Raw genomic sequence first — 22,722 nt, 5'->3', positions numbered from 1 at the left:
CGGGAGTCAAAGCGATGGCCTTGCTACAGCTGGAGCGCATCAGCGCACAGTATCCCGGCAGCCCGGAACCGGTGTTGGCGGATATCTCCCTGAACCTGGGGCCCCGGCAATTGCTGGTCGCCCTCGGCCCGTCCGGCAGTGGCAAGACTTCGCTGTTGAACCTGATTGCCGGTTTCGTCGAACCCAGCGCCGGGCGCATCACCCTCGACGGCGTGCCCGTCAAAGGCCCGAGCGCCGAGCGCGGCGTGGTGTTCCAGGACGACGCGCTGCTGCCGTGGCAAGACGTGCTGGCCAACGTCGGGTTCGGCCTTGAGCTGGCCGGTATCGCCCGGGACAAACGCGAAGCTCGCGCCAGGGAAATGCTCGCCCTGGTTGATCTTTCCGGTTTTGAACAGCGCCGCATCTGGCAGCTTTCGGGCGGCCAGAAGCAGCGTGTCGGCCTGGCCCGCGCCCTCGCCGCCAACCCGCGCGTGTTGCTGATGGACGAACCTTTCGGTGCCCTCGACGCCTTCACCCGCGAGCAGATGCAGGAGCTGTTGCTGCAGGTCTGGCAACGCACCGCCAAACCGGTGTTCCTGATTACCCACGACATCGAAGAAGCCGTGTTCCTGGCCACCGACCTGATTCTGTTGGCGCCCAACCCTGGGCAAATCGTTGAGCGCCTGAGCCTCGATTTCGGTCAGCGTTATGCCGCCGGTGAATCGGCTCGCTCGATCAAGTCGGACCCGCGTTTTATCGAAACCCGCGAACACGTACTCGCCAAAGTGTTCTCCCAACGCAGCGCCGCCCAGCGGCAGGAGCGCGCATGAGCAGTTACGAAATTCCCGTCGCAGCGATAACGCCAGGCTCAGCCGTGATTGCGGCAAGTCGGCGTTTGAGCACTCGCTGGATCAGTGTGCTGACGCTGGTCGTTCTCGTTGCTATTTGGTGGGCCGTGACGGCGACCGGCTTGATCGAGCCGCTGTTCCTGCCGCCGCCCTCCGCCGTGCTGCAAAAAGGCGGGCTGCTGGCGACCTCGGGTTATATGGATTCAACCCTGTGGCAGCACCTGGGCGCGAGTCTGAGCCGTATCGGCCTGGGCCTGGGCTTTGCGATTCTCACCGCCGTACCGGTGGGCATCGCCATCGGTGCCAACCGTATCGCCCGTGGTGTGCTCGACCCGCTGATCGAGTTCTACCGACCGATTCCGCCGCTGGCTTATCTGCCACTGATCGTGATCTGGTGCGGCATCGGTGAATTGTCCAAAGTGCTGCTGATCTACCTGGCGATCTTCGCCCCGATTGCCATCGCCACCGCCACCGGCGTGCGCACGGTCGACCCGGCCAAATTGCGTGCCGCGCAGTCGCTGGGCGCAACGCGTGTGCAGTTGATTCGCCACGTCATTTTGCCGAGTGCCTTACCGGACATTCTGACCGGTGTGCGCATTGGCCTCGGCGTGGGTTGGTCGACACTGGTCGCCGCCGAACTGATCGCGGCCACCAGCGGTTTGGGCTTCATGGTGCAATCGGCCGCGCAGTTTTTGGTCACCGATGTGGTGGTGCTGGGGATTCTGGTGATCGCACTGATCGCCTTCGCGATGGAGTTGGGCCTGCGTGCCCTGCAACGCAAGCTGGTGCCGTGGCACGGCCAAAATCACTGAATATTGAACACCCCTGTAGGAGCGAGCTTGCTCGCGATGGACTCAAGAGCGCCGCGTTTAGCCAGTAAACACGCGTTATCGTTAACGACCATCGCGAGCAAGCTCGCTCCTACAGTTGGCACCTGCGGATTGAAGAGAACCACCATGAGCCACCTGACCATCGTCCCCCTAAGCTCCGCCCTCGGCGCACAGATCAGCGGCGTCGACATCAGCCAGCCGCTGAGTGCGGAACAACGCGACGCTATCGAGCAGGCCCTGCTCAAGCATCAGGTCCTGTTCTTTCGCGACCAGCCGATCACGCCACAGCAACAGGCGCGATTCGCCGCGAATTTCGGCGACCTGCACATTCACCCGATCTACCCGAATGTGCCGGAGCAACCCGAAGTACTGATCCTCGACACCGCCATCACCGACGTGCGCGATAACGCGATCTGGCACACCGACGTCACCTTCCTGCCGACCCCGGCCATGGGCGCGGTGCTCAGTGCCAAGCTGCTGCCGGAGTTTGGCGGCGACACGTTGTGGGCCAGCGGGATTGCGGCGTATGAAGCCCTGTCGACGCCGCTCAAAGCCTTGCTTGAAGGGCTGACCGCCACCCACGATTTCACCCGTTCGTTCCCGCTGGAGCGCTACGGCAACACGCCCGAGGCGCTGGCCCAGTGGGAAGAAGCACGGCGCAAGAATCCACCGTTGTCACACCCGGTGATCCGCACACACCCGGTGAGCGGGCGCCGCTCGCTGTTCGTCAACGAAGGTTTCACCTCGAAGATCAACGAGCTGTCGGAAACCGAAGGCGAGGCGATTCTGAAGTTCCTGTTCGCCCATTCAACGCGGCCGGAGTTCACCATTCGCTGGCGCTGGCAGCAGGACGATATTGCATTCTGGGACAACCGCGTGACCCAGCATTACGCGGTGGACGATTACCGACCGGCGCGGCGGGTGATGCAGCGGGCGACGGTGTTGGGGGATGTGCCGTTTTTTCGCTGAACTCTGATTTTTTTGTTGGCCGATCCGGCCCCTTCGCGAGCAGGCTCGCTCCCACAGGGTATGTGCTTGACGCAGATCCAATGTGGGAGCGAGCCTGCTCGCGATGGGGGCGGAACAGACGCCGGCAAATTACTCAGCCGTCGAAGGCTTCTCCCAAAGATTGATCCCGCCCTCTTGGGCAAACCGGTCAATCTCCGCCAGTTCCTGCGCACTGAAGCTCAGGTTCTTCAGCGCCCCGACGTTCTCGATGATCTGCTCCGGCCGGCTCGCGCCAATCAAGGCCGAAGTGACCCGAGGATCGCGCAGGGTCCAGGCCAGCGCCAGTTGCGCCAGGCTCTGGCCGCGACGCCTGGCGATTTCGTTGAGTGCCCGCACCTGGGCAATGTTGGCCTCGGACAAGTGCGACGCCTGCAACGAACCACCGCCCGGACGGTTGACCCGCGCATCCGTCGGCACGCCGTTGAGGTATTTGTCGGTCAGCAAACCCTGGGCCAGTGGCGTGAAGGCAATCACACCGGTGCCGAGTTCGTCAGTGGTATCGAGCAGGTCTTTTTCCACCCAGCGATTGAGCAGGTTGTAGGCCGGCTGGTGAATCAGCAGCGGCACCTTCCATTCTTTGAGCAACGCCGCCATTTCGCGGGTTTTCACCCCGGAATAGGACGAGATGCCGATGTACAGCGCCTTGCCCTGCTGCACTGCGGTGGCGAGTGCGCTGGCGGTTTCTTCCAGTGGGGTGTCCGGGTCAAAACGGTGGGAGTAAAAGATGTCGACGTAGTCCACGCCCAGGCGCTGCAGGCTCTGGTCGAGGCTGGCCAGCACGTACTTGCGCGAACCGCCGCCCTGACCGTATGGACCAGGCCACATGTCCCAACCGGCCTTGCTGGAAATGATCAGTTCGTCGCGGTACTGCTTGAAGTCTTCACGCAGTAAACGGCCGAAGTTGATCTCGGCGCTGCCGTACGGCGGGCCATAGTTGTTGGCCAGGTCGAAGTGGTTGATGCCCAGGTCGAATGCCGTTCGCAACAACGCGCGCTGGGTATCGATCGGCGTACTGTCGCCGAAGTTGTGCCACAGGCCCAATGACAACGCCGGCAGCACCAGCCCGCTGCGGCCCACGCGGCGGTAGGGGATGGAGTCGTAGCGGTTTTCGGCAGCGGTGTAAGTCATCGAATCCTCTCTTGTCGGTCTTGAATCTGGTATCGACTGCTTCGCCAGTCGCCCAGCATACGCCCGGACAAACGTCAGAAAACCCCTGATTCGACTAATGGCTGAAACGTTTCATGTATTTCCCCGCCAACACACTACCGCTCCCCCGCAAACACCTCCCCCAACCAGTCCACAAACACCCGGACCCGGGGCGACATGTGTCGGTTGTGCGGGTACAGCACTGAAACCGGCATTGATGGCGGAGGGGTGTCTGTGAGGATTTCCTTGATCAACCCTTGGGCAATTTGCGTTTCCATTCGGTAGTGCGGGCACTGGATCAGGCCCAGCCCGGCAATCGCCGAGGCAGCGTAGATTTCTGCGCCGAACACCGAGACCGCGCCGTCGATGGCCACTTCCTTGAGTTCACCGTCCACCATGAATTCAAACGGGAACAACTTGGCCGTCGTGCGTGAAACGTAGTTCACCGCACGGTGCCGGCTCAGGTCGGCAAGGCTTTTCGGTTCGCCGTATTGGCGCAAATAGGCGGGGCTGGCGCAGGTGATCTGACGCAGGTTGGCGACACGTTTGCCGATCAGCGTGGAGTCACCCAATGTTCCTGCGCGCAACACGCAATCGATACCTTCGGTGATCAGGTCGACCTGGCGGTCAGCCTCGCTGATGGACAGCTCAATGTCGGGATAACGCGCCATGAATTGCGGCAATGCCGGGATCACGAAGTGCTTGGCCAATGTCCCATGCAAGTCCACCCGCAGCCGCCCCTTAGGCGCCACGCCGCGAAACGCCAACTCCGCCTCTTCCAGCTCTGCCAGCAGTTGCACGCAACGCAGGTAGTACGCCTCGCCATCCAGCGTCGGGCGCACTTTACGCGTGCTGCGCTCCAGCAAACGCGTACCCAGCCAGGCCTCGAACTGATTCAAGGTGTGGGTCAGTGTCGCGCGTGGCAGGTTCAGGTCATCGGCAGCCTGCGTGAAGCTGCTGCGCTCGTAGATCCGCACAAAAACCTTCATCGCTTTGACTTGGTCCACAGCTCACTCCAGGCGCTCGATTGTTGGCGGTTATTGAACAGTCAAGGCAACTCTCGTGCATTTATCGACCTGAGTAAACATGTGAAATTGGCTTCACACCCGTCAACAGGAACACCAACATGACTCATCAAACTCCGAAAGTTGCCATCGTGACCGGCGCCTCCCGCGGCATCGGCGCGGTCATCGCCAAACAACTGGCCAGCGAAGGTTTCGCCGTTGCCATCAACTACGCCAGCAGCGCCACCGAAGCCTCGAGACTGGTGGTGGAGCTGCGTCAGGCCGGTCACCAAGCCATAGCGATCAAGGCTGACGTGGCCAATGCCGATGACGTGCGCCGGATGTTCGACGAGGTTGAAACCCAGTTCGGCAAGGTCGATGTGCTGGTGAACAACGCCGGCATCCTCAAGGTCCTGCCGCTGGCGCAACACAGCGACGAACTGTTCGAGCAGACCTTCAACATCCACGCCCGCGGCACCTTCAATACCCTGCGTGAAGCGGCGACCCGCCTGAACAGCGGTGGCCGGATCATCAACTTCTCCAGCAGCACCGTCGGCATCAACCTGCCGGGCTATGCGGTGTACATCGCCAGCAAAGCGGCGGTGGAATCCCTGACCCAGGTGTTCGCCAAAGAAATGCGCGGGCGCAACATCACCGTCAATGCGGTGGCCCCGGGGCCGGTAGCGACTGAGCTGTTTTTGCACGGCAAGAGTGAGGAGCAGATTCAGAGTTTCGCGAAGATGGCGCCGCTGGAACGCCTGGGTCAGCCAGAAGACATTGCCCGAGTCGTGTCCTTCCTCGCCGGGCCGGATTCGACTTGGGTCAATGGGCAGATTTTGCGGGTCAATGGTGGATTGGTTTAACTATGCTCAGACAAATACCGCAGTGACCCTATCGCGAGCAGGCTCGCTCCCACAATGATCTGGTGTACACAAATCTACTTTGTAGGAGCGAGCCTGCTCGCGATAGCGGCCTCGATGGCAGCACACATCTGAAGGCAGAGCCCACCATGCACACCACCATCATCATCACCTTCGGCCTGATCCTCCTGGCGCTGATGCTCTACATCGGCGAGAACATCGGCTTCACCCGCCAGACCCTGGCCTACAGTTTTATCGTGCTGTGGCTGGCGCTGACGCTGATCAATGGCGCAGTCGGCATCGTGCATGCCGGCCAGCCTTTGAGCACCGAACTGGTGGTCGGTAGCGCCGTGTTCGGTGTCCCGGTGGCGGCGCTGGTGTTGTTCATGGTGTTGACCACCGAAACGTGAAGGCCTTGATCAGCGCACAAGATGCAGAAACTGCATGTGCCGCTCGTACTGGTCGAGGATGTCGTTGATGATCTGCTCCTTGGTGTAGCCCACCAGGTCGTAATCCTGACTTCCCTCACTCAAATGCACTTCAGCCCGGTAGTAGCGGCGATTGTTGAGTTGCTTGGAACCCATGCCGCCACGGGCAAACGATGGCGTGAAATAGCCGCGCATCTGCACCTGATAAACGAACGGATGCTGATCGCCATGACCGATTTCCAGGCTGACACTGTCATGGGCCGGGTCCGGGTGCAGGGCCACGTGCAAGCCTTTTTCGCGGAACACCGCAGACACCTCTTCAATCGCCGGACGCACCGTCGTGTCGAGGAAGCGATAGACCTCATCCCGCGACGGGAAATGCACCGCCTGACTCAAACGCTGACGCCAACCACCCCGCCGCGAGCCGGACACCGGTGCCAAGGAATGCATCTGCGCAATCTGCTTCTGCGATTCCAGATAAAACGCTTTGTGCAGCCCCCACATCATCAACAGCAAGATCAGCGAGAACGGCAGCGAGGTCAGGACCACCGCCGACTTCAACGCATCGATGCTGCCGGAAAACAGCAGCGCGCTGGTCACCAATGCGGTCATCGCGCCCCAGAACACTCGCAGCCATTTCGGCCCGTCTTCATCCGGGTTGCCGCCCTTGGCGGACAGCGTCGACAGCACCACGGTGCCGGAGTCGGCGGAGGTGACGAAGAACACGAAGCTGATGAACACCGTGACCGCAATGACGGTTTTGCTCCACGGGTAGGTTTCCAGCAGCAGATAGAGCGTCATCGACGGATTATCGATGGCCGACATGCCGAGCGCGCTCATGCCATGGTTGAGCACCTGATCGATGGCACTGTTGCCGAAGATCGACATCCACGCCAGGGTGAAGCCGAGCGGGATCAGCAATACGCCGAAGACGAATTCACGGATGGTGCGGCCACGGGAAATCCGTGCGATGAACAGGCCCACGAACGGCGACCAAGCAATCCACCAGGCCCAGTAGAACACCGTCCAGCCGCCCAGCCAGTCGCTGGGTTTGTCGTAGGCGTAGAGGTCGAAGCTCTTCATCGGCAAGGCGCCGAGGTAATCGCCGAGGTTCTGGATCAGGGTATTGAGCAAGTGCTGCGTGGGGCCGGCGAACAACACGAACAGCAGCAGCGCACAGGCCAGCAGCATGTTGATGTCGGACATCACCCGCACGCCCTTGTCGACGCCGGATACGGCAACGATGATCGCAGCCCCCATCATCAGGGTGATCAGGCCGACCTGAATCCATTGGGTGTGGGCGATGCCGAACAGGTAGTCCAGGCCCGAGTTGAGGTGCAACACACCGAAGCCCATGTCGGCACCGAGGCCGAACACCGTGGCGATGATGCCGAAGCCGTCCACCGCATAACCGATGGGGCCGTTGATGCGCTTGCCGATCAGCGGGTACAGCGCCGAACGCAGGGCCAGAGGCAGGTTATGCCGGTAGGCGAAGTAGGCCAGCGCCATGCCGACAAAGGCGAACACGCCCCAGCCATGCAGGCCCCAGTGCAAAAACAGAATCTGCATCGCCTGACGCGCCGCATCCGCCGTACCGGCCTCGCCTTGGGGCGGTTGCAGCATGTGGGTCAGCGGCTCGGACACGCAAAAGAAAAACAGGGTGATGCTGATCCCGGCGGCGAACAGCATGCCGGCCCAGGACAGATAGCTGAATTCGGGTTCGTCGTGGTCGGCACCGAGCTTGATCTTGCCGTAGCCGGACAAGGCGGTGACCACCACGAAGACCAGATACAGGGTCATCGCCAGCAGGTAATACCAGCCGACCGTATTGGCCGCCCAGTTTTGCGCCGCCAGCAACCAGGCACCGGCTTGTTCGGGCATGGCGATGACAACGACACCAAACAACAGAATGAAACTCGCCGAGAACCAGAATACCGGCGGATTCATGCGGATCAGGCCGCTTGGAGGGATGGACGATGCACTCATGTTCGGTGCACCTCGAAGGGGTAAAACGTGGCTGTAGAAATCGGACTCAGCAAAGGCAAGCCTCCTGTTGTGAGCGGGCAGCGAACCGCCGGTTTAACTTGAATGAACGTTCAAGTTAAACATGGATAGGGGGCTAAGGACTAATCGCAGGGCTCGGCGGTGATGTTCTTACGCTAGCTCAAGGGAGGAAATACGTAGGATTTAAAAGCTTCGCGAGCAGGCTCGCTCCTACAGTGGATCGGGTTGAACACAAAGGCTGTGATCGACGGAAAACCCTGTGGGAGCGAGCCTGCTCGCGATGAGGCCAGAACTGTCAGCGAAGATTCCGAATCTTACTTCTGCGCCCCATCATCCAACTGCAGATTCGCCTGGGTCAGGTTGCTGCCCGCCGGCACGCTGCGGGTCAGCCAGACGTTACCGCCAATGGTCGAGCCCTGGCCGATGGTGATCCGCCCGAGAATCGTCGCCCCGGCATAAATCACCACGTCATCCTCGACAATCGGGTGCCGTGGCTGGCCTTTCTGCAACTGACCGTCTTCGTCCGCCGGGAAGCGCTTGGCGCCCAAAGTCACCGCCTGATAAATCCGCACGCGCTCGCCGATGATCGCCGTCTCGCCAATCACCACACCCGTCCCGTGGTCGATGAAGAAACTGCGGCCGATCTGCGCACCGGGATGTATGTCGATGCCGGTGGCCGAGTGAGCGATTTCCGCACTGATCCGCGCCAGCAGCGGCAACCCGGCACGGTACAAATGGTGGGCCAGACGATGGTGAATCACCGCCAGAATCCCCGGGTAGCACAACAGCACTTCATCGACACTACGGGCCGCCGGGTCGCCGTGATAAGCGGCCAACACATCGGTGTCCAGCAGGCTGCGCAACCCAGGCAAAGCAAGGGCGAAGTCCTGGATGATCTGAATGGTTTTGGCTTCGACTTCCGTCTCGGCCTGGGCACTGTGGCGAGCGGCATAACGCAATTCGAGGCGCGCCTGGGCCAGCAGCGCATTCAGCGCCACATCGAGCGTGTGACCGACGTAGAAGTCTTCGCTCTCTTCGCGCAGGTCAACCGGCCCCAGGCGCATCGGGAACAACGCACCGCACAGGGCTTCGAGAATGTCTGCCATGGCTGCGCGGGAAGGCAATTCGCGACCGCCCTGCTCGCCGGTGGCCCGGCCGTTTTGTGCACGCCACTGTTCACGTGCCGTGCGCAGCTGGCTGACGATGGTTTGCAGTTGCCAATGGCTGGAACGCTCACTCACGGTAAAAACTCCTCACGGGCGGTCGGACTGTCTGACCGCACTGACGGCGATTACTTTACGGCAAGGGTCGCGAGGCAAATTAAGAACCAATAGTGCTGTGCTCAGTTCGATTGGCTATAAGCGATTGGCGGTTGCCTCGGCTTTTTGGCGTGCCTATAGTCCTGAGATCTTCAACCGCCAGTACGGACTCATGATCAAACAACAGCTCGCCCGCTTTAACCGCCTCGACCTGCTCGGTCAGCCCACCGCCCTGGAAAAGCTCGAACGCCTGTCGACCTGGCTGGGCCGCGATGTGTACGTCAAGCGCGATGACCTGACGCCGCTGGCAATGGGCGGCAACAAGCTGCGCAAACTCGAATACCTGGCCGCCGATGCCTTGGCCCAGGGTGCCGACACCTTGATCACGGCGGGCGCGCTGCAATCGAACCACGTACGCCAGACAGCCGCCATTGCCGCCAAGTTGGGTCTGGGCTGCGTAGCCCTTCTGGAAAATCCTCTCGGCACTGACGACAGCAATTACACCGGCAACGGCAACCGGCTGCTGCTCGACCTGTTCGATGCCAAGGTCGAACTGGTGGAAAACCTCGACAACGCAGACGAGCAACTGCAAGCCCTGGCCAACCGACTGCGCAGCAACGGCAAGAAGCCGTACCTGGTGCCGATCGGTGGCTCCAATGCGCTGGGCGCACTGGGCTACGTGCGCGCCGGGCTGGAACTGGCCGAACAGATCAAGGACACCGGCCTGAAGTTCGCCGCCGTGGTCCTGGCTTCGGGCAGCGCCGGTACCCACAGCGGCCTGGCACTGGCTTTGAGTGAAGCATTGCCGGATCTGCCAGTAATCGGTGTGACGGTTTCGCGCAGCGATGAAGATCAGCGGCCAAAGGTTCAAGGCTTGGCCGAACGCACCGCCGAGTTGCTGGGCGTCAGCCTGCCGGACGCTTTCAAAGTCGAGTTGTGGGATGAGTATTTCGCCCCCCGTTATGGCGAGCCGAATGCCGGCACACTGGCGGCGGTGAAGCTGCTGGCGAGTCAGGAAGGCTTGCTGCTGGACCCGGTCTACACTGGCAAGGCCATGGCGGGTTTGCTGGACGGGATCGGGCGTCAGCGTTTCGACGAGGGGCCGATTATCTTCCTGCACACCGGCGGGGCACCGGCACTGTTTGCCTACAAGGATTTCCTGTAGGAGCGAGCTTGCTCGCGATGGACGACAGGGCACCGCGGGGTGTCAGGTTGCCAGCGTTATCGTTGACGTCCATCGCGTGCAAGCACGCTCCTACAGTAAAAACGCAAGCTATTCCAAAGTGGAATAACCAGAAGATTAATTATTATTTTCCAATCTAAAAACGCCATCATATAGTCACGCTACAGGCGAATTTCCCGAGAGACGCATACGCTGCTTTAAGGCAGGATAGCGCTGTCGCTTAATTCCCGATTTCGCCAAATTTTCACAAAAGCGTCTTCCATAAGAAAACACAGGGGCTTGTCATGAATTTTTCCGCACTACGTCGCAATCTGCTGGTGGGTTCGCTGGGCCTGGCACTGAGCGCCGGCCTGATTGGCCAGGCGGTTGCCGGTGAGCAGTTGCAACAAATCAAGGACAAAGGCGTGATCAACGTCGGCCTGGAAGGCACCTACCCACCGTTCAGTTTCGTCGACGCCGACGGCAAACTGACCGGCTTCGAAGTCGAGTTCTCTGAAGCCCTGGCCAAAGAGCTGGGCGTGAAGGTCAAGCTGCAACCCACCAAATGGGACGGCATCCTCGCGGCCCTGGAATCCAAGCGCCTGGACGCAGTCATCAACCAGGTGACCATCTCCGAAGAGCGCAAGAAGAAGTATGACTTCTCCGAGCCCTACACCGTTTCCGGGATTCAGGCGCTGGTGCTGACGAAAAAGGCCGCCGAGCTGAACATCAAGTCCGCCGCCGACCTGTCTGGCAAGAAAGTCGGTGTAGGCCTGGGCACCAACTACGAAGAGTGGGTCAAGGCCAATGTGCCGACCGCTGACATCCGCACCTACGAAGATGATCCGACCAAGTTCCAGGACCTGCGTGTCGGCCGTATCGACGCCATTCTGATCGACCGCCTGGCCGCGCTGGAATACGCCAAGAAGGCCAAGGACACCACCGCTGCCGGTGATGCGTTCTCCCGTCAGGAAGCCGGCATTGCCCTGCGCAAAGGCGAGCCTGAACTGCTGGCCGCGGTGAACAAGGCAATCGATAAGCTGCGCGCCGATGGCACCCTGAAAAAGCTCTCGGAAAAATACTTCAACGCTGACGTCACTCAATAATGGGAGAAGCTTTCCAACTCGCACTGGACTCCGCGCCCTTTCTGCTCAAGGGCGCGTATTACACGGTCATTCTCAGCCTGGGCGGGATGTTCTTCGGCCTGGTGATGGGCTTCGGTCTGGCGCTGATGCGCCTTTCGCGCTTCAAACTGGTGAGCTGGATCGCTCGCATCTACGTGTCGTTCTTTCGCGGCACGCCGTTGCTGGTGCAACTGTTCGTGATCTATTACGGCTTGCCGCAATTGGGTCTGGAACTGGATCCGCTGCCGGCGGCCCTGATTGGCTTCTCGCTGAACATGGCCGCCTACGCCTGTGAAATCCTGCGTGCCGCGATCAGCTCCATCGAACGCGGCCAGTGGGAAGCGGCTGCCAGTATCGGCATGACCCGCGCGCAGACCCTGCGCCGGGCCATCTTGCCGCAGGCGATGCGCACCGCATTGCCGCCACTGGGCAACAGCTTCATTTCGCTGGTCAAGGACACCGCGCTGGCCGCTACCATCCAGGTGCCGGAACTGTTCCGTCAGGCGCAGTTGATCACCGCTCGCACCTTCGAAATCTTCACCATGTATCTTGCCGCCGCACTGATCTACTGGGTCCTGGCCACGGTGCTTTCGCACCTGCAGAACCAGTTGGAAGCGCGGGTCAATCGGCACGACCAGGAGTCCTGACCCGATGATTGTCGTGGAAAAACTGACAAAGCAGTTCAAGGGTCAAGTCGTGCTCAACGGCATCGATCTTGAGGTCAAGGAAGGCGAGGTGGTCGCGATCATCGGCCCCAGCGGTTCGGGCAAGACCACCTTCCTGCGCTGCTTGAATTTTCTGGAAGAACCCACCAGTGGCCGGATCAAGGTCGGCGATATCGAAGTCGATACCAGCCGCCCCCTGAACCAGCAACAGAGCCTGGTGCGGCGTTTGCGCCAGCACGTAGGTTTTGTGTTCCAGAACTTCAACCTGTTCCCTCACCGCACCGCCCTGGAAAACGTCATCGAAGGCCCGATCGTGGTCAAGAAGACACCGCGCGACGACGCCGTGGCCCTGGGTAAAAAACTGTTGGCCAAGGTCGGTCTGGCGGGCAAGGAGGACGCCTACCCGCGTCGCCTCTCCGGTGGCCAGCAACAGCGCGTGGCGATTGCCCGGGCGCTGGCGATGGAGCCGGAAGTGATCTTGTTCGATGAGCCGACCTCGGCCCTCGACCCGGAGTTAGTGGGCGAGGTGTTGGCGACCATCCGCGGCCTGGCCGAAGAGAAGCGCACCATGGTGATCGTTACCCATGAAATGGGCTTTGCCCGGGACGTGGCCAACCGTGTGGTGTTTTTCGACAAGGGTGTGATCGTCGAGCAAGGCGAAGCGAAGGCGTTGTTTGCCAACCCGAAAGAAGAGCGGACAAAACAATTCCTAAGCAAGTTCCTGAACAACAGCCATAACTAACAACCCTGCTCAACAATGGCCATCTTCCATGGACGGAAGTGACACCATCGCAAAAAATACTTTACCAATACCAAACTAACCCCATCCATTCGACATACATATTTTGTACGCATGCGCGGTACATATATATGCACCACTACAATTAATCCCTTTCTCCCAATCTGGTTCCTTTCGCAGCACTCGGTCAACCACGCACACCAAGCCTCCCACTTTTAGCCACTTTCAGCGGAAAAGTTCGACACACCGGCATGGTTTACTTACTAGGCACCGTAGGAACTTTCTGAATAACAGCACACTTCACTCATAACTAATAAATCTCATTGACACCTCTCCCCCCTGACTCTTATCTAGTCTTCGACCAACGTCACTCTTCCCGCCAAACTCATTATTTCAATTAAAAGTAATGAATGGTTTTGCTGTTCGATACTTAGTTTTTGATTTCCCAGAAACGGACTTCGTTGCAAGACTTCAAGGAGACTTCATGAAAAGCACCTCGAACAAATCCGGGCTTGTGGCCCCGACCCTGGCGCAAACCAACAAGACCGGTATCAACGTCACTTGCGCGGCGCACCTGCTGATCGATGTGGCGCCTTACCCCGCCATGGACGAAGGCGACCTGATCGAACTGTTCTGGGACAACTGCTACGTGGCCTCCCGCGTGCTGACAGCCAGCGACGTCGGCCAACCGGTACAACTGCGGGTGCCTGAAAGCTTTGTCGCCAACGGTACCTCGCGCCTTCACTACCGGGTCATGCAGGTAGGTCGAGATGCGGTGATTTCGGCCAGCCGAAACTTGCAGGTCAAACTCGACTGTCCGGGCGGCCAACCTTCCGCGCTGTGCGGCGATGAAAACCAGTGCCTGGCACCGGTGAGCATTCCCGAGGCGATTCGCCGTCAGGGGGTCAACCCGAGCCAGGTCAAACGCGGTGTTCCCTTGACCATCGAGCCGTACCTGAACATGGCCGTGGACGACGAAATCACCCTGCGCTGGGGCGATGTGCGCATGGACCTGCCACGGCTCAAGTGCGCCGATGTGGGTCAGCCGATTCAGGTCTGGATACCGCCGGCCATCATCCTCGAAGCTGGCGAAGACCTGCGGCTGGAAGTGACGTACTGCATTCTCGACCGGGTGGGCAACAACTCCCGCTGGGCGCCGGCCCGTACGCTGAAAATCGGATGTGCAAATACCTATCTGAAAGTCCCGAAGAAACAACCCCTCAAGGCTGCCGAACCCCGTAGACGATGAAAAGGCCTCTGCGGTGGAATCATCCTTCTATCTATATTCCTAAAAGTTAGTTCATAAAATATTTATACACGTTTAGGGTATATAAACCGGACCACCGGACATCCTTGATTTCATGCGCTGCCACAAGCGGCGCTTCCATAAGATGTGAGGTAGGTATGGTCCGGAACACAATCACCCCAGTGCAGATCGCCAGGGCATTGCGTGCAGCCAAGGAGCGGCACTGATGTCCAGTCTGGCAGATGCAAACGTCCAGAGTGATCTGGACATCGCCCCGCTGTTGTTGCCCGCAAAAGTCCTGCGCAACGATGCTCAAGCCATCAACGCGGCCCACGAACTGGCGCAAGTCGCCCGCCTGCAAGCAGCCAAACGTGACCGGCAGCGCAAGCTCCCGTGGTCTGAAATAGAACAGTTCACCCGCAGCGGCCTGGGCAGTATTTCCATCCCCCGCGAGTACGGCGGCCCGCAGGTTTCGTTCGTCACCCTGGCCGAGGTCTTCGCGATCATTTCCGCGGCGGACCCGGCGCTTGGGCAGATCCCGCAAAACCAGTTCGGCATTCTCAACCTGGTGCTCGGCAGCGCCACCGAAGCGCAGAAAAAACAACTGTTCAAAAGCGTCCTGGATGGCTGGCGCATCGGCAATGCCGGGCCGGAACGCGGCACCAAAAATACCCTGGAACTGAAGGCACGCATCACCGCAGACGGCGTCCTCAATGGCCAGAAGTTCTATTCCACTGGCGCACTGTTCGCCCATTGGGTCGCGGTCAAAGCGCTGAACGACGATGGCAAACAAGTGTTGGCGTTCGTCCGGCGCGGCACACCGGGATTGCGCATCGTCGATGACTGGTCCGGGTTTGGTCAGCGCACCACCGCCAGCGGCACGATTTTGCTCAACAACGTGCAGGTCGATCCTGAATGGGTGGTGGATAACTGGCGGATCAACGACACGCCGAACATCCAGGGTGCCGTCTCGCAACTGATTCAAGCGGCCATCGACGCCGGTATCGCCCGAGGCGCCATCGACGACGCCATCGACTTCGTGAAAACCCGCGCCCGGCCGTGGATCGACGCCAAGGTCGAGCGGGCCAGCGATGACCTGTACGTGATCGCCGATATCGGCAAGTTGAAAATCGAACTGCACGCCGCCGAAGCGCTGCTGCGCAAGGCCGGGCAAGTGCTCGATGACGTCAGCGCCGCACCCTTCACCGTCGAGTCCGCCGCCCGCGCCTCGATTGCCGTGGCCGAAGCCAAAGTGCTGACCACCGAGATTTCATTGCTGGCCAGCGAAAAGCTCTTCGAGCTGGCCGGCAGCCGCGCGACCCTCGCCGAATTCAACCTCGACCGCCACTGGCGCAACGCCCGGGTACACACCCTGCACGACCCGGTGCGCTGGAAGTATCACGCGGTCGGCGCCTACCGCCTCAATGGCACGCTGCCTAATCGCCATTCCTGGATCTGACGACCAGAACACTTTTTACCAGAGCTCTGGAGAAACACATGACAAGTTCTCACCCCGTCGCGGTCATCACCAGCGATGAACAAGCCCTGATCGTCGCCAGCGACCTTGCCGAAGACTTCAAGCGCGACAGCGCCACACGCGACCGCGAACGCCGTTTGCCACACCCGGAACTGGAGGTGTTTTCCCGCTCGGGCCTGTGGGGCATCAGCGTGCCAAAGGAATTCGGCGGCGCCGGTGTTTCCAACGTCACCCTGGCCAAGGTCATCGCCTTGATCGCCCGGGCCGACGGCTCCCTTGGGCAGATCCCACAGAACCATTTCTATGCCCTCGAAGTACTGCGGGTGAACGGCAGCCACGAGCAAAAGCAACGCCTGTACGCCGAGGTTTTGGCCGGTCAGCGCTTCGGCAATGCGTTGGCCGAACTCGGCACTAAAACCGCACACGATCGCGTCACCAGCCTGACTCGCGACGCCAGCGGCTATCGCATCAATGGCCGCAAGTTCTACGCCACGGGCGCGATCTACGCCCAGCGCATTCCCACCTCGGTGGTGGATGAAAACGGCGTGCAGCAACTGGCGTTCGTCCCGCGCGACAGCAAGGGCCTGAGCGTGATCGACGACTGGAGCGGCTTCGGCCAGCGCACCACCGGTAGCGGTTCGGTGGTGTTCGAAGATGTCTACGTCGCCGCCGAAGACGTCATCCCCTTTCAGAGCGCTTTCGAACGCCCGACCCCGGTTGGCCCGCTGGCGCAGATTCTCCATGCCGCCATCGACACCGGCATCGCCCGCGCCGCGTATGAAGATGCGCTGCATTTCGTGCGCACCAAAACCCGGCCGTGGATCGACGCCACCCACGAAAAAGCCACGGACGATCCGCTGACCCTCAAGAGCTTCGGCCACTTGAGCATTCGCCTGCACGCCGCCGAGGCGCTGCTGGAGCGTGCCGGTGAATACCTCGACAAGGCCCAGGCCGACACCCAGGCCGAGACCGTCGCGGCTGCGTCGATTGCCGTCGCCGAAGCCCGCGCCCTCAGCACCGAAATCTCCCTGGCCGCCGGCAGCACGCTGTTCGAACTGGCCGGCAGCCAGGCAACCCTGATCGAACACGGCCTCGACCGCCACTGGCGCAACGCCCGGGTGCACACCCTGCACGACCCGGTGCGCTGGAAGTATCACGCGGTGGGCAATTACTACCTCAACGATGAAAACCCGCCACTGCGGGGGACCATTTGATGACCGCCGCGAAAAAGAAAATCCTGCTCAACGCGTTCAACATGAATTGCATCGGGCACATCAACCACGGCTTGTGGACGCACCCGCGCGACACGTCCACCCGCTACAACACGATCGAATATTGGACCGAACTGGCGCAGCTTCTGGAGCGCGGGCTGTTCGACGGTCTGTTCATTGCTGACATCGTCGGGGTCTACGACGTCTACCAGAACTCGGTGGACGTGCCGTTGAAAGAGTCGATCCAGTTGCCGGTCAACGACCCGCTGTTGCTTGTTTCAGCGATGGCGGCGGTAACGAAAAACCTCGGTTTTGGCCTGACCGCCAACCTCACCTACGAAGCGCCGTATCTGTTCGCCCGCCGCCTGTCGACGCTGGATCACCTGAGCCGTGGGCGAGTCGGCTGGAACATCGTCACCGGCTATCTCGACAGCGCCGCCAAGGCCATGGGCCTGAGCGAACAGGTCGAGCATGACCGCCGCTATGACCAGGCCGACGAGTACCTGGAGGTGCTCTACAAACTCCTGGAAGGCAGTTGGGAAAACGGCGCGGTGCTCAACGATCCGCAGCAACGGATCTACGCGCAGCCGGACAAAGTGCACAAGGTCGAGCACAAGGGCGAGTTCTATCAGGTTGAGGGTTATCACCTGTGTGAACCTTCGCCGCAGCGCACGCCGGTGCTGTTCCAGGCCGGCAGTTCGGATCGCGGTTTGCTGTTCGCCGGGCGACATGCCGAGTGCGTGTTCATCAGCGGCCAGACCAAGGCATCGACCAAGGCTCAGGTGGACAAGGTGCGCGCCAGCGCCGCCTCCGCCGGGCGCAATCCCGAGGACATCAAGGTGTTCATGGGCCTGAACGTGATCGTTGGCGCCACGGAAGAGCTGGCCTGGGCCAAGCACGCCGAATACTTGAGCTACGCCAGTGCCGAAGCCGGCGTGGCGCACTTCTCGGCGTCCACCGGGATCGATTTTTCCCAATATGAAATCGACGAGCCGATTCAGTACGTGAAGAGCAATGCGATCCAGTCCGCCACCAGGCACCTGCAAAACAACGACTGGACGCGACGCAAACTGCTGGAACAACACGCCCTCGGCGGTCGCTACATCACTGTGGTCGGTTCGCCGCAGCAAGTGGCGGATGAGCTGGAGTCGTGGATCGCCGAAACCGGGCTGGATGGCTTCAACCTGACCCGCATCGTCACGCCGGAAAGCTATGTGGATTTCATCGAGCTCGTGATCCCCGAGTTGCAGCGGCGGGGCTCGTACAAGACGGCGTACGACGGCGGCACCTTGCGCGAAAAGCTGTTTCAGCGAGAGGCGTTTTTGCCTGAGCAACATACCGGCTCGGCCTTCCGACGCTAAAAGCATCGCGAGCAGGCTCGCTCCTACAGTAGATCTCTGGCGTTCTCAAAACCCCCTGTAGGAGCGAGCCTGCTCGCGATGAGGCCCGAACAGACACCACAAACTTAATGCACTGACTGGATAACTCATCATGAAAAAGAACGACCTCTCCCACCCAGTCAAAGCACTGGCCCTGGCCCTCGGCCTGTTCAGTTCGGTGACCTTCGCAGCCGACGCCCCACTGAAAATCGGCACCACCGCCGCCTTCGCCATTCCCCTTGAAGCGGCCGTCGAAGAAGCTGGCAAACAAGGCCTGAAAGTCGAACTGGTGGAGTTCAGCGACTGGATTGCACCGAACGTCAGCCTGGCTTCAGGCGACATCGACGTGAACTACTTCCAGCACATCCCGTTCCTGGAAAACGCCAAGGCCGCTTCGGGTTTCGACCTGGTACCGTTCGCACCCGGCATCATCAACAACGTCGGCCTCTACTCGAAGAAATACAAAGGCTTCGACGAACTGCCGCAAGGCGCCAGCGTGGCCATCGCCAACGATCCGATCAACAGCGGTCGTGGCTTGCAACTGCTGGCCAAGGCCGGTCTGATCACGCTCAAGCCCGGCGTCGGCTACAAGGCCACAGAAGAAGACATCATCGCCAACCCGAAGCACATCAAGATCCTCCAGGTCGAAGCCGTGCAACTGGTTCGCGCCTATGACGATGCCGATCTGGTGCAGGGCTACCCGGCCTACATTCGCTTGTCGAAAACCTTCGACGCGGGCTCCGCGCTGCTGTTCGACGGCCTCGATCACAAGGAATACGTGATTCAGTTCGTGATCCAGCCCAAGAGCAAAACCGACCCGCGCCTGATCAGGTTCGTCGACATCTACCAGCACTCACCCGCTGTACGCGCCGCACTGGACAAGGCTCACGGCAAGCTCTATCAAGCCGGTTGGGAAAGCTGAACATGAGCGCCGCCATTCAACGGCGACTGGAGCTTCCAGAGCCTCTACGTGCTGAACAAACCGAGCTGCATCCCGAGCTCAATCGCGCTCATGTGCGCTTCATCAATCTGGGCAAAACCTACAACGGCCAGCAAGGCCCGGTGGCCGCGTTGCACGGCATCGACCTGGCGATCCGGCGCGGCGAAGTGTTCGGTATCATCGGTCGCAGCGGCGCCGGCAAGTCGTCGCTGATCCGCACCATCAATCGCCTGGAACAACCGAGCAGCGGCCGAGTGCTGATCGACCAAGTGGACATCGGCGAGTTCGACGAAGACCGCCTGGTGGCGCTGCGTCGGCGCATCGGCATGATCTTCCAGCACTTCAACCTGATGTCGGCCAAGACCGTTTGGCAGAACGTCGAGCTGCCGCTGAAAGTCGCCGGTGTGCCCAAGGAACAACGCGAACAGAAGGTCCGTGAACTGCTGGAGCTGGTCGGCCTGCAAGCCAAACACAAGGCTTACCCGGCGCAGTTGTCCGGCGGGCAGAAACAGCGCGTGGGCATTGCCCGGGCGCTGGTGCATGACCCGCAAATCCTGTTGTGCGACGAAGCCACCTCGGCGCTCGACCCGGAGACCACGCAGTCGATCCTCGGCCTGCTGCGCGAGATCAATCAGCGCCTGGGCCTGACCATCGTTTTGATCACCCATGAGATGGCGGTGATCCGTGGGATCTGTGATCGCGTGGTTGTCCTGGAGCACGGACGTATCGCCGAGCAAGGGCCGGTGTGGGAAGTGTTCGGCGATCCGCAGCACGAGGTCAGCAAGACATTGCTGGCGCCGTTGCAACACGCATTGCCCAAAGAGCTGCAAAGTCGTTTGCAGGCGCAGCCACAGTCCCCGGACACCGCCGTGGTCTTGCGCCTGCAGTTCACCGGCAGCCAACACGACGAACCGGACCTGGCGGCATTGTTCAGCGCCCTTGGAGGCCGTGTGCGATTGCTGCAAGGCGGCGTGGAGCGGATTCAGGGCCATGCCCTCGGGCAACTGCTGCTGGCGGTGACCGGCTCGACGCTCGGTGCCGAAGAGTTGCGTCAACGCGCCGGTCATTGGGCGCAACAGGTGGAGGTGCTGGGCTATGTGGTTTGATCGCTTGCTGCAGGGTTTCATCGACACGTTCCTGATGGTCGGTGTGTCGTCGTTGATCGCGCTGTTGGCGGGCATTCCGCTGGCGGTGATCCTGGTCACCAGCTCCAGGGGCGGCATCTACGAAGCCCCGGCGCTGAACCGCGCACTGGGTGCGTTCGTGAATTTGTTCCGCTCGATTCCGTTTCTGATTTTGATGGTGGCGCTGATTCCGTTCACTCGGCTCATCGTCGGCACCACCTACGGCGTGTGGGCGGCCGTGGTGCCGTTGACCATCGCTGCTACTCCTTTCTTTGCACGCATTGCCGAAGTCAGCTTGCGCGAGGTCGATCATGGATTGATTGAAGCGGCGCAAGCCATGGGTTGCCGGCGTTGGCACATCGTCTGGCATGTGTTGTTGCCTGAGGCGCTGCCGGGGATTGTTGGCGGGTTCACGATTACCTTGGTGACCATGATCAATTCGTCGGCCATGGCCGGGGCGATTGGCGCCGGTGGACTGGGGGACATTGCCTATCGGTATGGGTATCAGCGCTTTGATAGCCAGATCATGTTGACGGTGATTGTGTTGCTGGTGGCGGTGGTGGCGGTGGTTCAGTTAGGTGGGGACCGGTTGGCGCGGGGGTTGAACAAGCGCTAGCCCTGTAGGAGCGAGCCCGCTCGCGATGGAGGTCAACGATAACGCGGGAAACCAGATTCCCCGTGGCGCCCTCAGGTTTTTCGCGAGCAAGCTCGCTCCTACACGAGTGGCGATCTTGATGATATTTCGTACAGGAAAATCAGCGATTTTGCAGGCTCGTTCCCTTTCTTTTGCAGGACATTTCCTAGATCATTTCGCTCGCTTGCGCCTGCCGAATTCCGTGGCTAGTCTCGGTCCGTCACTGCTCATCAGTGATCGGGTTTAGTCGCCCGGATCCGCGTCGGGCGCACAGCGTCACCTTTTTTCAGGTGTTATTTATTGCCTGAATTTTATGGTGGCTGTGCGCAGGGCACCCTCGTGGTGCGCCGGTTTTGCCTGGCGGCCGGTCGACTAACCTGTGTGCAGCCGCCACCCCCTATTCGTTTAGTCGCGAAATCGGTTGGCTCCAACTTATAGTCAGGAGTTTTACCAATGAAGAAACCCGTTCCCGATCCACCTCCCGAAAGTCCCTCCAACGAAACCGTCACCGACGATTTGCTCAGGGATCGTTCCGCGCTCTACCGAGCCATCGATTTCCACCTCACCGGCAAGCAACCCACACCCCCCGATGAAATGCGCTTCTACAACGTCAGCAAAGACGTGAGTTTTGAAGACACCCAGCTCTATGTCGCCGACCTGCTGCGTTGTGCTTCGGTCACCGCGTATCAGTGTGGCGATCAACTCAAGGGCGCCGAGCGGGCGATGGTGTACTCGATCTGGCATTTGCTGGAGATTGCCAAGGCGATGGTGGATCACTCCATTGAGTGTTTGGGGATGAAAAAGGGCTGAATCTTCTGTTGTCAGTGATATCGCCTTCGCGAGCAGGCTCGCTCCCACAGTTGATCCTCAGCGCACACAAAATTTATGCACGGCGCGAATCAGTGTGTGCGAGCCTGCTCGCGATGGGCTGCGCAGCAGCCCCAGGCCTCATGGCGTATATTCTGTGAATCCAAATTGCCTGCGCAGCCCGACGATGAAACAGACGCCCGACGACCTCGAACAGATCACCTCCACGACCCTCGGCCATTACAATGCGGTCGCCGAAGACTTTCGCGAGGGCACGCGCGATCACGATGTCAGCCAGAATATCGATGCCCTGCTGCGGCACATTCAGGGCGAGGCGCCTTTCGACATTCTCGACTTTGGCTGCGGGCCGGGTCGTGATCTGCAGACGTTCACCCGTATGGGCCACAAGGCGGTCGGCCTCGACGGTTCGGAAAAATTCGCACAGATGGCCCGTGAGGACAGCGGTTGCGAGGTGTGGCAGCAGGACTTCCTGAAGCTTGATCTGCCGGCCGAGCGTTTCGACGGGATTTTTGCCAACGCGGTGCTGTTTCATGTTCCGCGTCAGGAATTGCCGCGGGTGTTGAAGCAATTGTGGGGAGCGCTGAAACCGGGTGGGGTGTTGTTCAGTTCCAATCCTCGTGGCGAGAATCAGGAAGGCTGGAACGGGCCGCGTTATGGGTCGTACCACGACCTGGTTGCCTGGCAGCATTTGTTGATCGAGGCGGGGTTTGTCGAACTGGAGCATTACTACCGGCCGGCCGGGCTGCCGCGGGAGCAGCAGCCTTGGTTGGCGAGTGTCTGGCGTAAGGCTGTGTAGTCAATTCGGACGCCATCGCGAGCAAGCTCGC

At 60.4% G+C, this 22,722-nt stretch carries 22 protein-coding genes; 18 read left to right on the top strand and 4 right to left on the bottom strand.

Going from position 1 to position 22,722, the window contains the following annotated elements; all coding sequences use genetic code 11:
• Positions 1-14: 14 nt before the first annotated feature.
• The 3 genes from tauB to tauD all read left to right on the top strand — a co-directional run bounded on the left by tauB (position 15) and on the right by tauD (position 2,626).
• Positions 15-809 (top strand): taurine ABC transporter ATP-binding subunit, encoded by a 795-nt coding sequence (tauB, locus tag ACM6J5_RS06865; RefSeq protein ID WP_095942241.1) that lies wholly within the window; start codon positions 15-17, stop codon positions 807-809.
• Positions 806-1,639 (top strand): taurine ABC transporter permease TauC, encoded by an 834-nt coding sequence (tauC, locus tag ACM6J5_RS06860; protein ID WP_414928057.1) that lies wholly within the window; start codon positions 806-808, stop codon positions 1,637-1,639. The genes tauB and tauC overlap by 4 nt, the downstream gene beginning before the upstream one ends.
• Positions 1,640-1,783: 144 nt before the next feature.
• A complete protein-coding gene (tauD, locus tag ACM6J5_RS06855) occupies positions 1,784-2,626 on the top strand; it encodes a taurine dioxygenase (RefSeq protein ID WP_150673682.1) in 843 nt (280 codons plus the stop codon).
• Positions 2,627-2,755: 129 nt separating this feature from the next.
• Here the strand turns inward: tauD and mgrA are convergent, their stop codons facing one another.
• Positions 2,756-3,793, bottom strand: a complete 1,038-nt coding sequence (gene mgrA / locus ACM6J5_RS06850) for an L-glyceraldehyde 3-phosphate reductase (RefSeq protein WP_414928056.1) — start codon at positions 3,791-3,793, stop codon at positions 2,756-2,758.
• A gap of 134 nt (positions 3,794-3,927) precedes the next feature.
• Positions 3,928-4,818 (bottom strand): LysR family transcriptional regulator, encoded by an 891-nt coding sequence (locus ACM6J5_RS06845; RefSeq protein WP_414928055.1) that lies wholly within the window; start codon positions 4,816-4,818, stop codon positions 3,928-3,930.
• Positions 4,819-4,937: 119 nt separating this feature from the next.
• Between ACM6J5_RS06845 and ACM6J5_RS06840 the strand changes: the two genes are divergently transcribed.
• Positions 4,938-5,678 carry an SDR family oxidoreductase gene (locus tag ACM6J5_RS06840; RefSeq protein WP_414928054.1) on the top strand — a complete coding sequence of 247 codons (741 nt, stop codon included), beginning with the start codon at positions 4,938-4,940 and terminating at the stop codon, positions 5,676-5,678.
• A gap of 146 nt (positions 5,679-5,824) precedes the next feature.
• The gene (locus ACM6J5_RS06835; RefSeq protein ID WP_095946417.1) at positions 5,825-6,085 is read left to right on the top strand and encodes a hypothetical protein; all 261 of its coding nucleotides are present in this window, start codon (positions 5,825-5,827) and stop codon (positions 6,083-6,085) included.
• A gap of 9 nt (positions 6,086-6,094) precedes the next feature.
• Here the strand turns inward: ACM6J5_RS06835 and betT are convergent, their stop codons facing one another.
• Together betT and epsC are read right to left on the bottom strand one after the other, a co-directional pair.
• Positions 6,095-8,050: a choline transporter BetT gene (betT, locus tag ACM6J5_RS06830; RefSeq protein ID WP_414928079.1), complete on the bottom strand. Its 1,956-nt coding sequence runs from the start codon at positions 8,048-8,050 to the stop codon at positions 6,095-6,097.
• A gap of 371 nt (positions 8,051-8,421) precedes the next feature.
• On the bottom strand, positions 8,422-9,348 hold the full coding sequence (gene epsC, locus ACM6J5_RS06825) for a serine O-acetyltransferase EpsC (RefSeq protein WP_150673687.1): 927 nt from the start codon (positions 9,346-9,348) through the stop codon (positions 8,422-8,424).
• Between the two features lie 190 nt (positions 9,349-9,538).
• Here epsC and ACM6J5_RS06820 point away from each other — a divergent pair, with 190 nt between their 5' ends.
• The 13 genes from ACM6J5_RS06820 to ACM6J5_RS06760 all read left to right on the top strand — a co-directional run bounded on the left by ACM6J5_RS06820 (position 9,539) and on the right by ACM6J5_RS06760 (position 22,691).
• The gene (locus tag ACM6J5_RS06820; protein WP_095946398.1) at positions 9,539-10,531 is read left to right on the top strand and encodes a D-cysteine desulfhydrase; all 993 of its coding nucleotides are present in this window, start codon (positions 9,539-9,541) and stop codon (positions 10,529-10,531) included.
• A 302-nt stretch (positions 10,532-10,833) separates the two neighbouring features.
• Complete coding sequence (tcyJ, locus tag ACM6J5_RS06815) at positions 10,834-11,634, top strand: cystine ABC transporter substrate-binding protein (protein WP_056726933.1); 801 nt, start codon at positions 10,834-10,836, stop codon at positions 11,632-11,634.
• Complete coding sequence (gene tcyL / locus ACM6J5_RS06810; RefSeq protein WP_046040764.1) at positions 11,634-12,299, top strand: cystine ABC transporter permease; 666 nt, start codon at positions 11,634-11,636, stop codon at positions 12,297-12,299. Before tcyJ ends, tcyL begins: the two co-directional genes overlap by 1 nt.
• Positions 12,300-12,303: 4 nt before the next feature.
• On the top strand, positions 12,304-13,059 hold the full coding sequence (tcyN, locus tag ACM6J5_RS06805) for an L-cystine ABC transporter ATP-binding protein TcyN (protein ID WP_095946397.1): 756 nt from the start codon (positions 12,304-12,306) through the stop codon (positions 13,057-13,059).
• 481 nt (positions 13,060-13,540) lie between these two features.
• Positions 13,541-14,305, top strand: a complete 765-nt coding sequence (locus ACM6J5_RS06800) for a hypothetical protein (protein WP_414928053.1) — start codon at positions 13,541-13,543, stop codon at positions 14,303-14,305.
• Between the two features lie 223 nt (positions 14,306-14,528).
• Positions 14,529-15,761 (top strand): SfnB family sulfur acquisition oxidoreductase, encoded by a 1,233-nt coding sequence (locus ACM6J5_RS06795; RefSeq protein WP_414928052.1) that lies wholly within the window; start codon positions 14,529-14,531, stop codon positions 15,759-15,761.
• Between the two features lie 38 nt (positions 15,762-15,799).
• Complete coding sequence (locus tag ACM6J5_RS06790) at positions 15,800-16,993, top strand: SfnB family sulfur acquisition oxidoreductase (RefSeq protein ID WP_414928051.1); 1,194 nt, start codon at positions 15,800-15,802, stop codon at positions 16,991-16,993.
• Positions 16,993-18,351: an LLM class flavin-dependent oxidoreductase gene (locus tag ACM6J5_RS06785; protein WP_095944977.1), complete on the top strand. Its 1,359-nt coding sequence runs from the start codon at positions 16,993-16,995 to the stop codon at positions 18,349-18,351. The genes ACM6J5_RS06790 and ACM6J5_RS06785 overlap by 1 nt, the downstream gene beginning before the upstream one ends.
• A 130-nt stretch (positions 18,352-18,481) precedes the next feature.
• Positions 18,482-19,291, top strand: a complete 810-nt coding sequence (locus tag ACM6J5_RS06780; protein WP_414928050.1) for a MetQ/NlpA family ABC transporter substrate-binding protein — start codon at positions 18,482-18,484, stop codon at positions 19,289-19,291.
• A 2-nt stretch (positions 19,292-19,293) separates the two neighbouring features.
• Positions 19,294-20,415 (top strand): methionine ABC transporter ATP-binding protein, encoded by a 1,122-nt coding sequence (locus ACM6J5_RS06775; protein ID WP_414928049.1) that lies wholly within the window; start codon positions 19,294-19,296, stop codon positions 20,413-20,415.
• Positions 20,405-21,049: a methionine ABC transporter permease gene (locus ACM6J5_RS06770; protein ID WP_095944980.1), complete on the top strand. Its 645-nt coding sequence runs from the start codon at positions 20,405-20,407 to the stop codon at positions 21,047-21,049. The genes ACM6J5_RS06775 and ACM6J5_RS06770 overlap by 11 nt, the downstream gene beginning before the upstream one ends.
• A gap of 471 nt (positions 21,050-21,520) precedes the next feature.
• Positions 21,521-21,877: a DUF6124 family protein gene (locus ACM6J5_RS06765; RefSeq protein WP_095944982.1), complete on the top strand. Its 357-nt coding sequence runs from the start codon at positions 21,521-21,523 to the stop codon at positions 21,875-21,877.
• A gap of 184 nt (positions 21,878-22,061) precedes the next feature.
• A complete protein-coding gene (locus ACM6J5_RS06760; RefSeq protein ID WP_095944983.1) occupies positions 22,062-22,691 on the top strand; it encodes a class I SAM-dependent methyltransferase in 630 nt (209 codons plus the stop codon).
• The last annotated feature ends 31 nt before the right edge of the window (positions 22,692-22,722 follow it).

Origin of the sequence: Pseudomonas sp. IT-P74, from assembly GCF_949768175.1 — a bacterium.
Taxonomy (GTDB): Bacteria; Pseudomonadota; Gammaproteobacteria; order Pseudomonadales; family Pseudomonadaceae; genus Aquipseudomonas.
Note: the sequence above shows the minus strand (reverse complement) of the source record. Positions and strands in the feature narration are given on the sequence as shown.